Raw genomic sequence first — 16,772 nt, 5'->3', positions numbered from 1 at the left:
GGTGCCGCGGTCCGGTGTCAGCCCATGTGCGGGTAGCCGTGCGTCGTCGGAGGCACGAAGGTCTCCTTGATCGTCCGGGTGGACGTCCAGCGCAGCAGGTTCTGAAGGGAGCCGGCCTTGTCGTTGGTGCCCGAGGCCCGGCCGCCGCCGAACGGCTGCTGCCCGACGACGGCGCCGGTCGGCTTGTCGTTGATGTAGAAGTTGCCCGCGGCGAAGCGCAGCGCCTCGGTGGCGTGCGCGACGGCGGCGCGGTCGCGGGCGATGATCGAGCCGGTCAGGCCGTAGGCGCTGGCCTTCTCCATCTGCGCGAGCATCGCGTCGTAGGCGGCGTCCTCGTACACGTGGACGGACAGGACCGGGCCGAAGTACTCGTCGCGGAAGATCTCGTGCGCCGGGTCGTCGCTCACCAGGACGGTCGGGCGGACGAAGTAGCCCTCGGCGTCGTCATAGGTGCCACCGACGAGGACGTCGATCTTCGGGTCGGCCGCCGCGCGGTCCAGGACGCCCTTGAGCTTCGCGAACGACCGGGCGTCGATGACGGCGCCCATGAAGTTCCGCAGGTCGCGCACGTCGCCCATGGTGAGGCTCTCGACGGTCGAGGCGAAGTCGTCGCGGATGAGGTTCCACACCGAGCGCGGGACGTAGGCGCGGGAGGCCGCTGAGCACTTCTGGCCCTGGTACTCGAACGCGCCGCGGACCATCGCGGTCAGCAGTACCGCCGGGTCGGCCGAGGGGTGCGCGACGATGAAGTCCTTGCCCCCGGTCTCGCCGACGAGCCGGGGGTAGGTCGCGTAGGAGTCGAGGTTCTCTCCGACCGTGCGCCACAGGTGCTTGAAGGTCGGGGTGGAGCCGGTGAAGTGGATGCCGGCGAGGTCCGGGGCGCTGAGCGCGACGTCGGACATGGCGATGCCGTCGCCGGTCACCATGTTGATGACGCCCGGGGGCAGGCCCGCCTCTTCGAGCAGCTTCATCGTGGAGTGCGCGGAGAACTGCTGGGTGGGCGACGGCTTCCAGATGACCGTGTTGCCCATCAGCGCGGGCGCGGTCGGCAGGTTCGCGGCGATCGCGGTGAAGTTGAACGGCGTGATCGCGTAGACGAAGCCCTCGAGCGGCCGGTGGTCGGCCCGGTTCCAGACGCCGGGGGACGACACGGGCTGCTCTTCGAGGATCTGGCGCGCGAAGTGCACGTTGAACCGCCAGAAGTCGGCGAGCTCGCACGGGGAGTCGATCTCGGCCTGCTGGGCGGTCTTGGACTGGCCCAGCATCGTCGCGGCGGCGATCGTCTCGCGCCAGGGGCCGGTGAGCAGGTCGGCGGCGCGCAGCAGGATCGCGGCGCGGTCGTCGAAGCTCAGCGCGCGCCAGCCGGGGGCGGCGGCGCGGGCGGCCTCGACGGCGTCGCGGGCGTCGGAGTGGTCGGCGTTCGCGGTGACGCCGAGGATCTCGCGGTGCGCGTGGGGCTGGACGACCTTGATCCGGTCGCCCTTGGCCATCCGGTGCTCGCCGCCGATGACGGAGGGCAGTTCGGCGCCGCCGACGGACAGTTCGGTGAGCTTGGCCTCCAGCCGGGCACGCTCGGGGCCGCCGGGCGCGTAGGCGTGTACCGGCTCGTTGACCGGCGCGGGCACGGTGGTTCGGGAGTCCATGAGCTTCTTCCGCCTCCGGGCGATCGTGGGTTGGGCCTTCTCTCTCGAAGCTAAGAGCGGGCCTTGCCCTTCACCATCGACAGGTGTCACGACCTCCGTGGTGATCTTTCATACAGCTGTATGAGGCGGCGGGCGCACCTGATCACGGCTCCCTCGAGTGAGGGATGTACAGGGATTGTCGGGGTCGGCAGAATTTCCTTGACCGATCATGAGAGGGGGCTGCGCGATGGGTGTTCTCGTGCTGCACGGCTGGCAGAACCACCGCCCGGAAGGGCATTGGGAGCGGGTACTCGCAGAGGAGCTCGCGGGGCGCGGGCTGGCGGTGGAGTACCCGCAGCTGCCGGATCCCGATGTCCCGGATCTGGAGGTCTGGCTCGCGGAGATCGCCGGGCTCCTGGCGGAGCCGCCCGGTCACGGGGAGGCCGACGAGAAGGTCGTGGTCTGCCACAGCCTCGCGTGCGTGGCCTGGCTGCACGCCGCCGGGCGCGGCCTGGTGAAGGCCGACCGGGTGCTGCTGGTCGCGCCGCCATCGCCGGAGTTCTGTGCGGGTGAGCCGGAGATCACGGCGTTCGCGCCGCCGCCGCTCACCCCGGCGGAGGTGGCCGCCGCGGGAGTCGTGCGGCTCGTCGCGTCCGACAACGATCCCTACTGCGTCGGCGGGGCGCTCGAGGTGTACGGGCGTCCGCTGGCGCTGGACGCGGATCTGGTGCCCGGCGCCGGACACCTCGATCTCGACGCCGGGTACGGCCGGTGGCCATCGGTCTTGGAGTGGTGCCTGGACCCATCGGTCAGGCTGGTGCCGCGGGTCAGCCCTTGACCAGCATGGCGATGAGCGAGGCGACGACGCCCAAGGCGATCGCGCCCCAGCCCCAGGCCTCGCCGGTGGTGGTGCGCCGCCACGGGCGGCCTTCGTCGAGGCTGTAGCGGCCCGGCCCGGTGAGGGCCAGGCTCGCGCCGGCCGCCGCGATGAGCAGCGGGGTCTCGGTGCCGGAGAAGAAGCCCTGCTTCCAGGTGCTGAACGCCGCGGTCAGCATGACCCCGACGACCATCGCGGGGCCGAGCGGCCACAGCAGGCCGAGGGCGAGCAGCAGCCCGCCGACGAACTCGGTGAGTCCCGCGATCACCGCGTAGAACTGGCCCGGCTCGAAACCGAGCTTCCCGAAGAACATCCCGGTGCCCTTGATTCCGCCGCCGCCGAACCAGCCGAACAGTTTCTGTGCGCCATGTGAGGCGAGGACCAGCCCGAAGACCAGTCGCAACAACAACAATCCCGCGTCCATACCGCCCCAAGGTAACGGAGCGTGACCTCCGGGCCACGTATCCGACGTTCTCGCCTCGGCAAACTCAGGAAGAGGGAACCCCTCACGGGCCGCTCATGGGCGGGTGCGGAGATGCCGCGTGCCCGGAACCGGTGAGGGGTCCGGGCACGCGGTCGAGCAAAGGAGGTGCGGTAGCGGGAAGGTCAGGATTCGGTGGCCTTCAGCGCGATGTCGCCGCGGTAGTGGGACCCGCGGAGGGTGATCTTAGACACTGCCTCATAGGCGGCCGCGCGGGCTTCGGTGAGGTTCTCGCCGGTGCCGACGACCGAAAGGACCCGTCCGCCGTTGCTGTACAGGACGCCTTCCTCGTTGAGGGCGGTGCCCGCGTGCAGCACGTAGGCGCCCTCGACGGCGTTCGCTTCGGTGAGCCCCTCGATGGCGTCGCCCTTGACGGGGTTCGCCGGGTAGTTCTCGGCGGCGACCACGACCGTCACCGCGGCGCCGTCCCGCCACGCCGTCGTGGTCTCCGGGGTCAGGTTGCCGACCGCGCAGGCCTGGAGCAGCGTGCCGAGCGGGGTGGCGAGCCGGTCCAGCACGACCTGGGTCTCCGGGTCGCCGAACCGCGCGTTGAACTCGATGACCCGCGGGCCCTTGGACGTCAGGGCGAGCCCCGCGTACAGGACGCCGACGTAAGGGCTGTTGCGGCGGCGCAGTTCGTCGATGGTCGGCTGCACGACGGTGCGCATGACCTCGGGCACCAGGTCCGGGGTGAGGAAGGGCAGCGGCAGGTAGGCGCCCATGCCGCCCGTGTTGGGGCCCTCGTCGCCGTCGTAGGCGCGCTTGAAGTCCTGCGCGGGCAGCAGCGGGATCGCGTGCTCGCCGTCGCTGAGCGCGAACAGCGAGACCTCGGGGCCGTCGAGGTACTCCTCGATGACGACCCGCTCACAGCCTTCGGCATGTGCCTCGGCCACGGCGCGGTCGTGGGTGACGACGACGCCCTTGCCCGCGGCGAGACCGTCCTCCTTCACCACGTACGGCGCGCCGAAGGTGTCCAGCGCGTGCGCGACCTGGGCGGGGCCGTCGCAGACGAAGGCGCGGGCCGTCGGAACGCCCGCCGCCTCCATGATCTCCTTCGCGAAGGCTTTGGAGCCCTCGATCCGGGCGGGCCCGGCGTCGGGGCCGAAGCAGGGGATGCCCTCGCGGCGCACGGCATCTCCGACGCCCGCGACCAGCGGTGCCTCGGGGCCGATGACCACGAGGTTCACCCGCAGCCTGATGGCCAGCTCGGTGACCGCGATGGGGTCGGTGGGGTCCAGGTGGTGGTTCTCGGCGAGCTCGCCGATGCCTGGGTTGCCGGGCGCGCAGTAGAGCGCGCTCACGGAGGGGTCTTGGGCGAGGGAACGGACCAGGGCGTGCTCACGGCCGCCAGATCCCAGAACAAGGACGCGCACGTTACGCGAGCCTATCGGCAACGGCGTGTGAACCTGGACGATGCCCCCGGCGTCTGAAGTGTCGGGTGCTAATCTGCCAGGGGCCGGCCGCCCTGCTTTTGGCGGTGCCGCCCCGGGCCTGTCCCCTGACACGAAGGGAGGTGGAGGGCGAAATGAGTACCGGAGACCCTTGTAGTACCGGCGAAACGCCTCATCATCCACGATCCACTTCTTTTCGGGGCCCCGTCACGCACGTGCGTTCCCTCGCCTGATTCCTTCACGGTCTGTTCATCGGCCTGACGGCGTCGCGAGGTCGTAGCGCCGTTCCCCCGCCGGGTCCCGCATCCGTGCGTGAAGGAGATTCCGGTCATGGCCATGACCAAGGTGCGTCCCGGGCTTTCGCTGTTCGGCCGCGGTGCCAAGCCGCTCCCGCTCGACCCGGTGTGCCGCGACAGCGCGGTCATCGATTGGGCCGTCTACATCGACGGCCAGCGAGTGGTGACCGAGAGCGTCGCCGATGCCGTCCGGTTGGTCCGCGACGGCGAGCTTTTCGTCCCTGCCAACACGGACTCGCCCGGTTTCGTGTGGGTGGGTCTGCACAACCCCGATTCCACCGAGTTGGAGCGTCTTGCCGCGCTGTTCGGGCTGCCCGCCCTGGCCGTCGAGGACGCCATCAAGGCGCATCAGCGGCCCAAGCTGGAACGCTATGACGAACTGCAGTTCTTCGTGTTGAAGACCGTCGGCTACGTGGCGCAGGAGGACGGCGTCGACGCGGTCGAGACCGGCGAGATCATGATCTTCTGCGGCCCTGATTTCGTCGTCACGGTCCGGCACGGCGCGCACGGCGAGCTCGGTTCGGTCCGGCGCAGGCTGGAGGCCGACCCGAAGCGCCTCGCGCTCGGCCCCGCGAGCGTGCTGCACGCGGTCGCCGACCGGGTCGTGGACGAGTACCTCCAGGTCGCCGAGGGCATCCAGCAGGACGTCGATGAGGTCGAAGAGTCGGTCTTCTCCCCCGAGCGGACCAACGACACGAACCGCATCTACCACCTCAAGCGCGAGACGATCCAGCTCAAGCGCGCGGTGGGCCCGCTCGCCGGGCCGCTGCGCACCCTGTGCACCCGCCGGATGGTCCCGACCGAGATCCGCGAATACCTGCGCGACGTCGAGGACCACCTCGCCCGGGTCCGCGAGCAGGTCGACGCCTGCGACGAATTGCTCAACCCGATCCTCCAGGCGCACATGACCCAGGTGACCGTCGGCGACAACCAGGACATGCGGAAGATCTCGGCCTGGGGCGCGATCCTCATGCTGCCGACCGCGATCGCCGGTATCTATGGCATGAACTTCGACCACATGCCCGAGCTGAGCTGGGCATACTCTTATCCGACAGTTATTTCCGTCATCGCCGTCGGCTGTCTTCTGCTCTACCGGGGCTTCCGCCGCAACGGCTGGTTGTGATCCGGGGGGCACGGTTGATCACCGTCACGGGGCTGAACGTGCACCCGCTGAAGAGCGGGTCGGCGACACCGGTCCACGCGGCCGATCTGCTCGAGACGGGGCTGCGTCATGACCGCGAGTTCATGCTGGTCGACGCGGAGGGCAGGTTCCTGTCACAGCGCAAGCACCCCCGGATGGCGCTGCTCCGCACCGCCTACGACGGGGTCGCCCTGGACGTCAACGGCTTCCACCACAAGGCGGTCGGCCCCGACGGCGGCCCGGTCGTCGACGTCACCGTGCACGGCAAGCCCTGCCAGGGCGTCGACCAGGGCGCGGAGGCCGCAGGGTTCTTCTCGGACTTCATGGGCATGCCCGTTCGGCTCGTCCGGTTCACCGGGACCAGGCCGACGGGCCGGGGCGGCGGCAAGGTGGCGTTCGAGGACGGCTATCCGCTCCTGATCATCGGTGAGGACTCCCTCGACGACCTCAACGGGCGGCTCGCCGAGCCCGTCCCGATGAACCGGTTCCGGCCGAACATCGTGCTGTCCGGGCTCGGCCCGTACGGTGAGGACTCCGTGCGACGGCTGCGGATCGGCGGCGTCGAGATCGAACTGGTCAAGCCGTGCGGGCGGTGCGTGCTGACCACGGTCGACCAGGACACCGGGGTCAAAGGCCGCGAACCACTCGCCACGCTCGCCCGGTACCGGACCGCGGAGTTCGACGGCGAGCGCCTGATCATGTTCGGCCAGAACGCGATCCCGCGCGTGACCGGTACCCTTCACGTCGGCCAGTCGGTGGAAGTCATGGAGTTCGCAGCGTGAAGCACGTGCACAGTGGCAAGGTCAGGGATCTCTACGAGCTGCCCGGCGGTGAACTCCTCATCGTCGCGCGCGACACGATCTCCGCGTACGACTATGTGCTGGACACGCCCATTCCGGAGAAGGGCGCGGTGCTGACGCAGCTGTCGCTGTGGTGGTTCGAGCAGCTCGCCGATGTGGTGCCCAACCATGTGATCTCCACCGATCTCCCCGAGGGCGCGCCCGCTGAATGGGCGGGGCGCTCCGTGGTCGTCAAGAAGCTCGAGATGGTTCCGGTCGAGTGCGTCGCGCGCGGCTACCTCGTCGGCAGCGGCCTGAAGGACTACCGCGCGACGGGCGGGGTCTGCGGGATCGCGCTGCCCGCCGGCCTGGAAGACGGGTCCCGGCTTGCCGAACCGATTTTCACCCCCACCACCAAGGCCGACGTCGGCGACCACGACCTGCCGATGACGTACGCCGAGGTCGAGGGATCAGTCGGCGGCGAACTCGCGGCGAAGCTCCGGGACATCACCCTCGAGGTCTACCGGCGCGGCGCCGAGCTGGCGCTGGACCGCGGCGTGATCGTCGCCGACACCAAGATCGAACTCGGTCTGCTGGACGGCGAGCTCGTCCTCGGCGACGAGGTGCTGACGCCCGACTCGTCCCGCTTCTGGCCCGCCGATCAATGGCAGCCCGGACGTTCCCAGCCGTCCTTCGACAAGCAGTTCGTCCGGGACTGGCTGACTTCGCCCGCTTCCGGATGGGACCCGGCCTCCGGCGAGGCCCCGCCGTCGCTGCCCGCCGACGTGGTCGAACAGACTCAGGCGAAGTACATCGAAGCGTACGAAAGGCTCACCGGTCGTAAGTGGGGCCAGGCGTCCCGATAGCCGATAGGTTCTGGGGCATGTCGTCGGTGCCCAGAGTCGCTCTCACGGTGGACCTCGTCGTGCTCACCGTGCGCGAGCAGCGGCTCTGCGCACTGACCTGGCTTCGCGACCACGAGCCCTACCGGGGCCGCTGGTGCCTCCCGGGCGGCTTCATCCAGTTGGACGAGGACCTTCCGGTGGCCGCGGCCCGCTTCATGGACGAGAAGGCCGGCCTCGCCGACACCGCGATCCACCTGGAGCAGCTGGCCACCTTCGGCTACCCCGACCGCGACCCCCGCCAGCGCGTCGTCAGCGTCACGTACCTGGGGTTGGCCCCGAACCTCCCCGCCTCCTCACGAGCCCAGGTGACGTGGAAGCCGGTGGGCATCCTCCTCAACGACGAGGAGAACGCCTTCGACCACCGCCGCATCCTCCGCGAAGGCGTGGAACGGGCCCGCTCCAAGCTCGAGTACACCTCCCTGGCCGCGGCCTTCTGCCCGCCGGAGTTCACCGTCGCCGAGCTGCGCCGTGTCTACGAGATCGTCTGGAGCACCCCACTCGACCCCCGCAACTTCCACCGCAAGGTCACCGGCGCCGAGGGATTCCTCGTCCCCACCGGCACCACGACGACCCGCGACGGCGGCCGCCCCGCCCAGCTCTTCCGCCGAGGCCGAGCCGAGCAGCTGCACCCGCCCATGCTCCGCCCCAGCTCCCTCTCCGTCCGCTAACGCGAAAATCTCTCGCGTTAGTGGCCCCCGGGCGAACGCGCCGCACGAGGCCCGCCCCACCACGAGGAACCCCGCCTCCGGATTCTTCGAATCCCGCACCCCGACGGCCGCCCCGACCCCGGCGAGCTCCACGCAGTCGTCTCCGGAACCGGTGCTCTGGCTGCTCTTGCGCCCGCGCAGGTTCGGACTCTTGGTGTTCTTCACTCGCCCCCCGCGAACACTCGAATCATCCGCTCAGAGTCACGCACGGACAGGGCCGAGCCTCTGAGCCGACGGCGCTGGGCGTCCTGGCCGCGCTGGGCACCATCGTCTACGGAGGACCTCCAGCCCAAGGACCATCGCGCCTGAGCGGCGGTCAGCCCCGGACGGCGACGGTGACGCGGTCGCCGACGGACGGGAGGGTCCAGCTCGTCCCCGCGAATCTGACCTCCCACTGCCCTGTGCGCGTCGCGACGGTCTTGAAGTCGTACTTGCCCTTCGCATCGGTGCGGAACGTCTTCTTCCGCGTCCACTTCTTGCCGCCGGCGGGCTTGAACCAGAGGGTGAGCGGCTGCTCGGCGAAGGCCGCGTACGCGCTGCCGGTGTACCACCCCAGCCGCCCCTTGACGCGTACGGTCGACTTGCCCTTCTTCTTGGACAGGACGTCCGGACGACCTTCCACCTGCGTCTGCGCCTGTACCCGGGTGGACGGGCCGACGGCCCCGGCGAAGGCGCCCGCGGCGGGCAGGCGCACCCGGTAGTAGCCGCGGGTCGGGTTCTCCTCAAGGATCCAGAAGGTGTTCCCGGTGCCGATCGCGGCGCCGCCGACCTGCTTCCAGGACTTCTCGTCCCTGGAATGCTCAAGCCGCACCGAGGCGGACGACCGCAGGTCCGTGGCGTTCTTCGGGCCGAACCCGAGCGTTCCGGTGAGGGACAGCCCGTCGCCCGACTTCTTCGGGGTCCGCGCCTTGACCGCGAAGAAGGACGCCTTGATCGGGTACGCGTAGAACGAGGTGGCCGTCGCGCCGCCGTGGACGTCCTTGAGGCCGTCGAGCTCGATGTGCCAGTCGGCGGACCGCGCGGCGTCCGTGGAGGTGCGCGAGACGCGTCCGTCGGAGCCGGTGGAGGTGTGGATGACGAAGCTGCCATCCGCGTTGGCGATCGTGACGGGGGCCGACATGGGGATCCAGGCTCCGCCGCGGTCTCGCTGCTCGACGGTGGCGTCCAGGCTCAGCAGGCTCCCGGTGGCGGTGATGCTGGGCAGCGCCTCGAACGCCTTGACGCGGACCTGCGCCGGGGTCAGCGCCACTTGCCGTGTGACGGGGGTGCCCGCCGGGCTCGCCTTGATCGTCCAGGGCCGGCCGCCGCAGACCCGGCCGGAGAGCGCGGTGAACCTGCCGGACGCGTCGGTGACGAAGTCGACGGACGAGGGCTGGCACGGGTCGGCCAGCGGGGAGGTGGCCCTCATGGGGGCGTTCGCGACGGGGACGGTCGTGCCGTCGCCGTCCACCGTGACGAGCCGACCGCTCAGCGCGACCTGGTAGAGGTCGCCTTCGAAGATGTCGGTCACCTGGGCGGTGGCGTCGAGCACCTGGTAGGTCGCCGCGGCGCGGGCGGGGGCCGCGCCGAGGAGCGTCATCAGGAGCATCGCGGCCGAACCCACGGCCGTCATTCGCTGGAACACGCGCCCGCCTTGTCCGAAAAGCCGCGATTAGAGAGATAGTTCTACCATTCAGGGGTGTTTCGCGGGGATGTTGGGCTTCATCCACCTGATGCATGGGATGCCGCCTCCCCCGCCCCGGTCACATAAAGTTGGGGCATTCCCCAGTACAGGAGGTATCCGGCGATGAGCCCGCGGTTCCGTTCCGTTCTCGACCGCTTCCAGGCCTACAAGCCGGGGAAGACCGCCGTCTCCGCCGACGGCAGGTCGTACAAGCTGTCGTCGAACGAGTCACCGCACGGGCCGCTGCCTTCGGTGCTGACGGCGATCGCGTCGGCGGCCGCGACGGTCAACCGGTATCCGGACAACGGGTGCACCGAGCTGATCGCGGAGATCGCCGGGCATTTCGGGGTGCCTGAGGATCATGTCGCGGTCGGGAACGGGTCGGTCGTCGTGGCCGCGCACCTGTTCGAGGCCGTGAGCGAGCCGGGGGCCGAGGTCGTCTACGCGTGGCGGTCTTTCGAGGCGTATCCGCTACTCGCCGCGCTGGCCGGGGCCGAGCCGGTGCAGGTGCCGCTGAAGGCCGACGAGACGCATGATCTCGCCGCGATGCTCGCCGCGATCACCCCGGCCACCCGCATGGTGATCGTCTGCAACCCGAACAACCCGACGGGCGAGGTCGTCCGGCGCGACGAGCTGATCGCGTTCCTCGACCGGGTGCCGAAGGACGTCCTCGTCGTGCTGGACGAGGCGTACCGGGAGTACATCCGGGACGAGGACGTGCCCGACGGCCTCACGCTCTACCGGGACCGGCCCAACGTCGCCGTGCTGCGCACCTTCTCCAAGGCGTACGGGCTCGCGGGCCTGCGCGTCGGCTTCCTCATCGCGCACCCGACGATCGCCGAGGCGATTCGCAAGGTCTACCTCCCGTTCAGCGTCAGCAGCATCGCGCAGGCCGCCGCGGTCGCCGCGCTCAAGGCCGAGGACGAGCTGACGACCCGGGTCGAGGAGACCGTGAAGGAGCGGGAGCGGGTCGGCCACGCGCTGCGCGACCAGGGCTGGACCGTCGTCCCGTCCCAGGGGAACTTCGTGTGGCTGCGGCTCGGCGACCGGACCGTCGACTTCGCCGAGGCGTGCGAGCGCGACGGCGTCAGCGTCCGGCCGTTCGCCGGGGAGGGCGTCCGGATCTCCATCGGCTCGGTCGAGGACAACAACGCCCTGCTGGCCGCCGCGGCGGCCTACCCCCACCGAGTCTGATCCTCCACGCGCAGGTCCTGCGCGCCGATCACCCGCAGCAGCCGGAGCGCCTCGTGCGCCGGGGTGCCCGGCGCCGCGGTGTACAGCACTACCCGCTGGTCGCGGTCGGGCACGAGCAGCGAGTCGCAGTGCAGCGTGATCGTCCCGACGCGCGGGTGCCGGATCGTCTTCTCCTGCCCCGATCGGACCTCGACACCGTGCTCGGCCCACAGCGCCCGGAAATCCGGGCTGCGCTCGAGTTCGGCGATCAGCCCGGTGACGCCCGGGTCGTGCGGATAGCGGGCGAGCGCCCGGCGCAGGTCGTTGACGCACCCGCGCGCGAAGTCGCGCTGCTCGGGGGTGAGGTCGGCGAGGCGGACGCCCGGCGTCAGGAAGAGGCCGCGGGTGATGTTCCTGGCCTTCGGCGGCAGCGCCGTGAGGCCGAGGAGCGCGTCGGCCATGGCGTTCCAGGCCAGCGGCTCCCACTTGGCGTCCAGGACGAACGCGGGGGTGTCGTCGAGCCGGTCCAGCAGGTGCAGGACGGCCTGGGGGACCTCCGACGGAGGACCGGGCGGCGGCTCCGGCGACTCGCCCGCGAGCCGGAACAGATGGACGCGTTCGGCGTCGCCGAGCCTTAGCGCGCGGGCCACCGCGGCGAGGATCTGCCGGGAAGGGTGCGGCCCCCTGGCCTGCTCCAGCCGGATGTAGTAGTCGACCGACATCCCCGCGAGCCGGGCGACCTCCTCACGGCGCAGCCCGGGGGTGCGGCGGCGCGGGCCGCGCGTGAGCCCGGCGTCCTCGGGTCTGACGCGCTCGCGGCGGGAGCGCAGGAAAGCGGCGAGGCTTGCTCTGTCCACAGGTCGAGCATCGCCCATCCGGCCCCGGATGGCACCGGCCGAAGGTGGTATTCCCGATCCCCCGATCACCGGTGCTCTCCCGCGTGGGGCCGCACCACGGTGGACTCGGCCGTATGACGACACGCATCGCCCTGGTGACCGGGGCCAACAGAGGACTGGGCTTCGAATCGGCGAGGGCGCTGGCCGGGCACGGGTTCACCGTGCTCGTCGGCGCGCGCTCCGCCGAGCGCGGGCAGGAGGCCGCGGCGCGGATCACCGCGGAGGGCGGCACCGCGCGGTGCGTGCCGCTCGACGTCGCCGACGACGCCTCGGTGGCCGCGGCCGCCGACCTCATCGGACGCGAGTACGGGCGGCTCGACGTGCTCATCAACAACGCGGGGATCACCACGCCCCCGGACGTCCCGCCGGCGGACCACCTGCCCAGCCGGACGACGGCCGACACGGTTCGGCGCACCTACGAGACCAACGTGTTCGGGGCGATCCGAACGATCGGGGCGCTCCTCCCGCTGCTGCGCGAGGCGCCCGCGGCCCGGATCGTCAACGTCTCCAGCGGGCTCGGCTCCCTGACCATCGGCAGCGACCGCACCCACCCTTACCACGCGCTCAACTTCCTGCCCTACTGCTCCTCCAAGACCGCGCTCAACGGCGTCACCCTCGCCTACGCCAAGGAACTCGCGGACACGCCCATCAAGGTGAACTCCGCCGATCCCGGTTACTGCGCGACCGACCTCAACGGGCACAGCGGCGTCCGAAAGGCCGAAGAGGGCGCGGCCGACATCGTCAGGCTCGCGCTGCTGGACGCAGACGGGCCCACCGGCGGCTTCTACGGCGAAGGGGGAGAACGGCTCCCCTGGTGACCCGGGCTAGGGGCGGCAGACGTACTCGAAGGTCGCCGAGGACTTGGTCCTCTTCGGGGATTTCAGCTCGAACGTCGCGGTCAGCTCCTTGCGGCCCTCACCGGAGACCGTCCAGTGCAGGGGGGCCTCGAAGGCGGTCTGCCCGTCCATGATGGTCGCCTTCTGGAAGGCGCCCGGTGTGCCGTCGCTCTGCACCCAGCGGTAGGACAGCACACCCGGCGCGCCGTTCAACGTGACGATCGCGGTGAGGTCGACGGTCCTGGCCTGCTTCGCGGTGTCGCAGCGCTGCTGCCCGCCCGGGGCCTCCACCCGGACGTCCTTGACGGCCAGGGGCACGACCTCCTCGCCGCCCCGGAGGGCCAGCCACGCGAGCAACGCGCCGATCACCGCCAACGAGAGGATCACGCTGAGGAACGGCGCGGTCCGGGAGTTCCGGCGGCGGTGCCGTGCGGGCACCGAGTCCGGGCTCCACATCGGCTGCGGGCCGGTCGGGCCGGAGCCGAGCCTGACGCGCACCGCGTCGTCGCCCGGCGGGGTGACGCCCGGCCAGGGGTAGCCCGCCGGGCGGGCGGACGCCGGGGGCCGGGTCGTGTCGCCGCCGGCCGGGCGGGTGCCGCCGTGGCCGTACTCACGCCGGGTCACCGTCGGGTCGAGCGAGGTGTCGTCGGATCGGTCGAGCCTGGTCCGGGTAGGGTCCTGCGTGCCGCCGCCGAGATCGAAGCGGGTGGCGTCCGCGGGACCCGGGCCTTCGCGCGGATCGAACGGCGGACCTGGCACGTCGGTCATCCCGCGCCGAGCACCGGGACCGGCACGAGGGACACGGGAGTGCCGACGGAGATCGACACCGCGGCGCGGCCGACCACGAACGACACGCGCTGACCGGCGATCGGGACCGACTGGTCCTCCTCGGACGCCTCGGGCTCGGGCGTCACCTCCGGGACGGTCGGGGTCTCGGGCGTCTCGGACTCCTCGGGCTCGACCGGGTCGGTCGGCGTAGAGGGGTCCGTCGGATCGGTCGGGTCGGTCGGGGTGGGCTCGGCGGGATCGGTCGGATCCGGGGAGTCCGTCGGGTCGGGGGACTCGGTCGGGTCGGTCGGGTCGGGATCCGGCTCGTCGGTCTCCGACGGGGTCGGGTCGCTCGGCGAGACCGTCGGGGAGGTCGGGGTCGTCGGCGCGGGGGAGCCCGGCACCTCCGACACCGGGTCCACGGTGATGAGGGGCTTGCGCTTCGCGTCGTCGTCCTTCGCGGACCGCGACGGAGGCTCGTTGCCGCCCGCCTGCGCGGCCGGAGAGGCGACGGGCGAGGGCGCGGCCTGCTGGTGCAGCGGAATGTCGTCGGACAGGGACTGGACCAGGTACACCGCGCCGCTGAGCAGCGCCAGCGAGGCGAAGGCACCGGCGGTGACCGCCGCGAGCCCCAGCCGCTTGCTCGGCCGGTACCGCTCCTCGGCGTCGAGGCCGAGCGGCGGGAGGTCGAGCATGGTCAGCGAGGCGGTGGCCGCGCCGGAGGCCGCGGGGAGCCGCATGGTGCCCGGCTGCGCCTTCCCCGCCTGGGGCGTGCCCGCCCGCGGCGTGTGCACCGGACGCGCCGGCGCCGGAGCGGGCGCCGGGACGTGGGGAATCGGCGCGGTGGGGATGAAGTCCGCCGGACGGCTGATCGGGAACAGCAGCGCGAGGGCGAGCGCCCGGGACTTCAGCTGGGCCTTGCCGCGGTCCTCCCACCCGGGGCCGAGGACGGCCCCGGCCGTCATCTCCAGCTCGAGCAGGAACGCGAACGCGCTCTGCGGCCGCTCCCGCACGTCCTTGGCGAGGCCGGCGGCGACGAGCGCGCGCAGCCCCTCCGGGACGTCCTCGACGGGCACAGGAGCCGACCGGTGGGCGGCGGCCAGGGCGGACAGGGAGGCGGCCCGGTAAGGGGGCAGCCCTGTCATGCACTCGTAGGCGACGGCCGTGGCCGCGTACACGTCGGCGGTCGGTCCTACCGGGCCGCCCTCCCACTGCTCGGCGGGCATGTACGCGGGCGTCCCCACCGCACCCGGGTGACCGGGGACGGGGAGCGCGATGCCGAAGTCGGTCAGGTAGGTCTGGCCCTGGCCGTCCACCAGGATGTTGGCCGGCTTGAGGTCGCGGTGCACCACGCCCGAGGGGTGCGCGGCGGCGAGGCCGAGCAGCGCTCCCTTGAGCACGGCCATGGCGGCCTCGGCGGGCATCGGCCCGGAGTCGCCCAGCAGATGGGCCAGCGCGACGCCGTCGATCAGCTCGAGGACGACCGCCGCGCTCGTGGAGGTCTCCACGTACTCGAAGAACTGGACGAGATGCGGCTCTTCCAGTTCCGACAGCGCCTGCGCCTCATCGCGGAAGCGCAGCACGAAGTCGGGGTCCATGGCGAGTGCGGGGGCGAGGTATTTGATCGCGACCTCGATCGAGGTCTCCTCGTGCACGGCCATGACGACATGGCCGGACGCGCCGCGTCCGAGCTCACGCAGATGCCGGTAACCCGGTACCGTCCAGTTCCTTTGCACGCCAGTCCCTCCCGCCACCCCTCAACACGTGCTGAGACGCATGTAGTCGGCCAGTGGTTGGCGAAAGTTTAGCTTTTTCATGGTCCGCTCACCGTTTTTGCGGGACCGAGCTTTTCCACGATGAGCCGGTAGAGCTGACGCGGCCTTCCCGGCTGCGGCGTGCGGTTCGGCGGCAGCGGCCAGGCCAGACCCTCCTCGACGAGGGTGCGCAGGAGCCGCCGCGCAGTGCGCGAAGTCACACCGAGCATCTTCCCCGCGTTCTCGGCGTCGACGATGAGCGGTGCGCCCGTCTCGACCTGGTCGCCCAGCCGGTCGGCCAGCCTGGCGAGGATCTCCAGGCCCTTCGGCTTGACCGGAGGGGCGCCGCGCGGGGGAGTCCGGGGGGCGGGGATGAGCGCTCTGCCGTCCCTGTCCAGCGCGAAGCCCTGCGCGCGCTGGGAGGTCTGGGAGCGGGCCAGGGCCGCGCGCGCGTGCGCCTCGGCCTCCTGCGCGGTGCGGCCCATGCCGATCCCGACCTCGACGGCCAGGCCCAGCTCCTCGCGGATCCGCTCGACGAACGGCGGCGTCCGGAAGCCCTCGGTGCCCGAGGACACCGAGCCGCGGGTGGCCGTCACGAGGTAGCTGTGGTCGTCCAGCGGCCACACCGCGGCGTTCATCCGGTGCGCCTCCTGGAGCAGCACCCGGTGCAGCGCGAGCTTCAGTTCCTCGCGCCAGTACCGGGGCGTGACGCGGCGCGGCGACTCGCGCAGCGTCGGCACGTCGACCAGCACCACGACCAGCTGCGACTCCTCGAGCCTGTGGTGCGCGCCGAGCAGCGCCGCGGTCTGGAGCGCGCTGCGGATGGCCGCGCCGGTGGGGCGGATGCGCAGCGTCGGCACGCCGGCCAGTTCCATCCGCTCGGCCGTGGCGTGCACGCAGGTGAGCGCGACGCTGGTGACGCCGCGCCGCCACAGCCGCTCGTGGAACGCGGCCAGGGTGCCCGGCCCTGCCACCTCCTCGCGCAGGTGGACCTGCTCGACGGGAAGGCCTATCTCCGCGTAGGCCTCCTCCACCTCGCCGCGGGCCAGCACGTCGATGCTCACCTTGGAGGGGTCGAACCGCTCGTCCAGCGCGGCGCGGAGCAGTGCCCCCTGCAACGCGGCGCCGTTGAGCGGGACATAGGTGGCGGGCATGGTCAGCACGCCCGCTTTGCGTGCGAAGTCATACGGGACGGGGCTGGCGAACAGGCAGACGTCGACGCCCGAGCCCAGGCGCATCACCTTGTCGGCGGCCTCCTGCTCGTCCCGGTACGCCGCCGCCACAAGTCTGCTCGGAACCGGTGTCGGTCCGTGCCCCATCAGCATGACCCGTTCGACGAGGTCGTGCGGACCGACGACCCCGATCGTCAGGTCCGGGGTCACCGCCCCCGTCCGTGGTCCTGTCATGGCTTCCGCCCCTGCCTTTCGGCCGCCCACGTTGCCCGTATGTGTAGCCCGACGTACGCACGCGCACCTCGGGGTCG

The 16,772-nt window shown here is 71.3% G+C and carries 15 protein-coding genes and 1 pseudogene; 7 read left to right on the top strand and 9 right to left on the bottom strand.

The window, feature by feature from the left end; translation table 11 throughout:
- Positions 1-17: 17 nt before the first annotated feature.
- Positions 18-1,643, bottom strand: coding sequence for an L-glutamate gamma-semialdehyde dehydrogenase (gene pruA / locus EDD29_RS41140; RefSeq protein WP_123669556.1), 1,626 nt, complete (start codon positions 1,641-1,643; stop codon positions 18-20).
- A 226-nt stretch (positions 1,644-1,869) separates the two neighbouring features.
- On the opposite strand from pruA, the gene EDD29_RS41135 reads away from it, so the two are divergent.
- A complete protein-coding gene (locus EDD29_RS41135) occupies positions 1,870-2,460 on the top strand; it encodes an RBBP9/YdeN family alpha/beta hydrolase (protein ID WP_123669555.1) in 591 nt (196 codons plus the stop codon).
- Here EDD29_RS41135 and EDD29_RS41130 read toward each other — a convergent pair.
- Positions 2,450-2,923 carry a DoxX family protein gene (locus tag EDD29_RS41130; RefSeq protein WP_123669554.1) on the bottom strand — a complete coding sequence of 158 codons (474 nt, stop codon included), beginning with the start codon at positions 2,921-2,923 and terminating at the stop codon, positions 2,450-2,452. The two genes, EDD29_RS41135 and EDD29_RS41130, sit on opposite strands and share 11 nt — an antisense overlap.
- A gap of 182 nt (positions 2,924-3,105) precedes the next feature.
- Positions 3,106-4,353, bottom strand: a complete 1,248-nt coding sequence (purD, locus tag EDD29_RS41125) for a phosphoribosylamine--glycine ligase (protein ID WP_123669553.1) — start codon at positions 4,351-4,353, stop codon at positions 3,106-3,108.
- A 348-nt stretch (positions 4,354-4,701) separates the two neighbouring features.
- Between purD and EDD29_RS41120 the strand changes: the two genes are divergently transcribed.
- From EDD29_RS41120 to EDD29_RS41105, 4 genes are read left to right on the top strand one after another with little or no spacing between them, the layout of a single operon-like run.
- Entirely contained in the window at positions 4,702-5,790 is a 1,089-nt protein-coding gene (locus EDD29_RS41120) for a magnesium and cobalt transport protein CorA (RefSeq protein WP_123669552.1), read from the top strand.
- Positions 5,791-5,804: 14 nt separating this feature from the next.
- Positions 5,805-6,590, top strand: coding sequence for an MOSC domain-containing protein (locus EDD29_RS41115; RefSeq protein WP_123669551.1), 786 nt, complete (start codon positions 5,805-5,807; stop codon positions 6,588-6,590).
- On the top strand, positions 6,587-7,453 hold the full coding sequence (locus EDD29_RS41110; protein ID WP_123669550.1) for a phosphoribosylaminoimidazolesuccinocarboxamide synthase: 867 nt from the start codon (positions 6,587-6,589) through the stop codon (positions 7,451-7,453). The genes EDD29_RS41115 and EDD29_RS41110 overlap by 4 nt, the downstream gene beginning before the upstream one ends.
- Positions 7,454-7,470: 17 nt before the next feature.
- On the top strand, positions 7,471-8,160 hold the full coding sequence (locus tag EDD29_RS41105) for an NUDIX hydrolase (protein ID WP_123669549.1): 690 nt from the start codon (positions 7,471-7,473) through the stop codon (positions 8,158-8,160).
- A 36-nt stretch (positions 8,161-8,196) separates the two neighbouring features.
- Here the strand turns inward: EDD29_RS41105 and EDD29_RS41100 are convergent.
- Together EDD29_RS41100 and EDD29_RS41095 are read right to left on the bottom strand one after the other, a co-directional pair.
- Positions 8,197-8,364, bottom strand: a pseudogene (locus EDD29_RS41100) (DUF397 domain-containing protein); the annotation flags it as partial.
- Positions 8,365-8,515: 151 nt separating this feature from the next.
- Complete coding sequence (locus EDD29_RS41095; protein ID WP_148086267.1) at positions 8,516-9,823, bottom strand: hypothetical protein; 1,308 nt, start codon at positions 9,821-9,823, stop codon at positions 8,516-8,518.
- A gap of 162 nt (positions 9,824-9,985) precedes the next feature.
- On the opposite strand from EDD29_RS41095, the gene hisC reads away from it, so the two are divergent.
- Entirely contained in the window at positions 9,986-11,056 is a 1,071-nt protein-coding gene (gene hisC, locus EDD29_RS41090; protein WP_123669547.1) for a histidinol-phosphate transaminase, read from the top strand.
- Here hisC and EDD29_RS41085 read toward each other — a convergent pair.
- Complete coding sequence (locus tag EDD29_RS41085; protein WP_123669546.1) at positions 11,038-11,892, bottom strand: helix-turn-helix transcriptional regulator; 855 nt, start codon at positions 11,890-11,892, stop codon at positions 11,038-11,040. The two genes, hisC and EDD29_RS41085, sit on opposite strands and share 19 nt — an antisense overlap.
- A 113-nt stretch (positions 11,893-12,005) precedes the next feature.
- On the opposite strand from EDD29_RS41085, the gene EDD29_RS41080 reads away from it, so the two are divergent.
- Positions 12,006-12,749: an SDR family NAD(P)-dependent oxidoreductase gene (locus EDD29_RS41080; RefSeq protein WP_123669545.1), complete on the top strand. Its 744-nt coding sequence runs from the start codon at positions 12,006-12,008 to the stop codon at positions 12,747-12,749.
- Positions 12,750-12,755: 6 nt separating this feature from the next.
- Here EDD29_RS41080 and EDD29_RS41075 read toward each other — a convergent pair whose 3' ends face one another.
- The 3 genes from EDD29_RS41075 to EDD29_RS41065 all read right to left on the bottom strand — a co-directional run bounded on the left by EDD29_RS41075 (position 12,756) and on the right by EDD29_RS41065 (position 16,695).
- The gene (locus tag EDD29_RS41075) at positions 12,756-13,535 is read right to left on the bottom strand and encodes a hypothetical protein (protein ID WP_123669544.1); all 780 of its coding nucleotides are present in this window, start codon (positions 13,533-13,535) and stop codon (positions 12,756-12,758) included.
- On the bottom strand, positions 13,532-15,271 hold the full coding sequence (locus EDD29_RS41070) for a serine/threonine-protein kinase (protein WP_170201766.1): 1,740 nt from the start codon (positions 15,269-15,271) through the stop codon (positions 13,532-13,534). The genes EDD29_RS41075 and EDD29_RS41070 overlap by 4 nt, the downstream gene beginning before the upstream one ends.
- A 77-nt stretch (positions 15,272-15,348) precedes the next feature.
- Positions 15,349-16,695 (bottom strand): transcriptional regulator, encoded by a 1,347-nt coding sequence (locus EDD29_RS41065; RefSeq protein ID WP_211360159.1) that lies wholly within the window; start codon positions 16,693-16,695, stop codon positions 15,349-15,351.
- Positions 16,696-16,772 lie beyond the last annotated feature (77 nt).

This window comes from Actinocorallia herbida (assembly GCF_003751225.1).
Classification (GTDB): Bacteria; Actinomycetota; Actinomycetes; order Streptosporangiales; family Streptosporangiaceae; genus Actinocorallia; species Actinocorallia herbida.
Note: the sequence above shows the minus strand (reverse complement) of the source record. Positions and strands in the feature narration are given on the sequence as shown.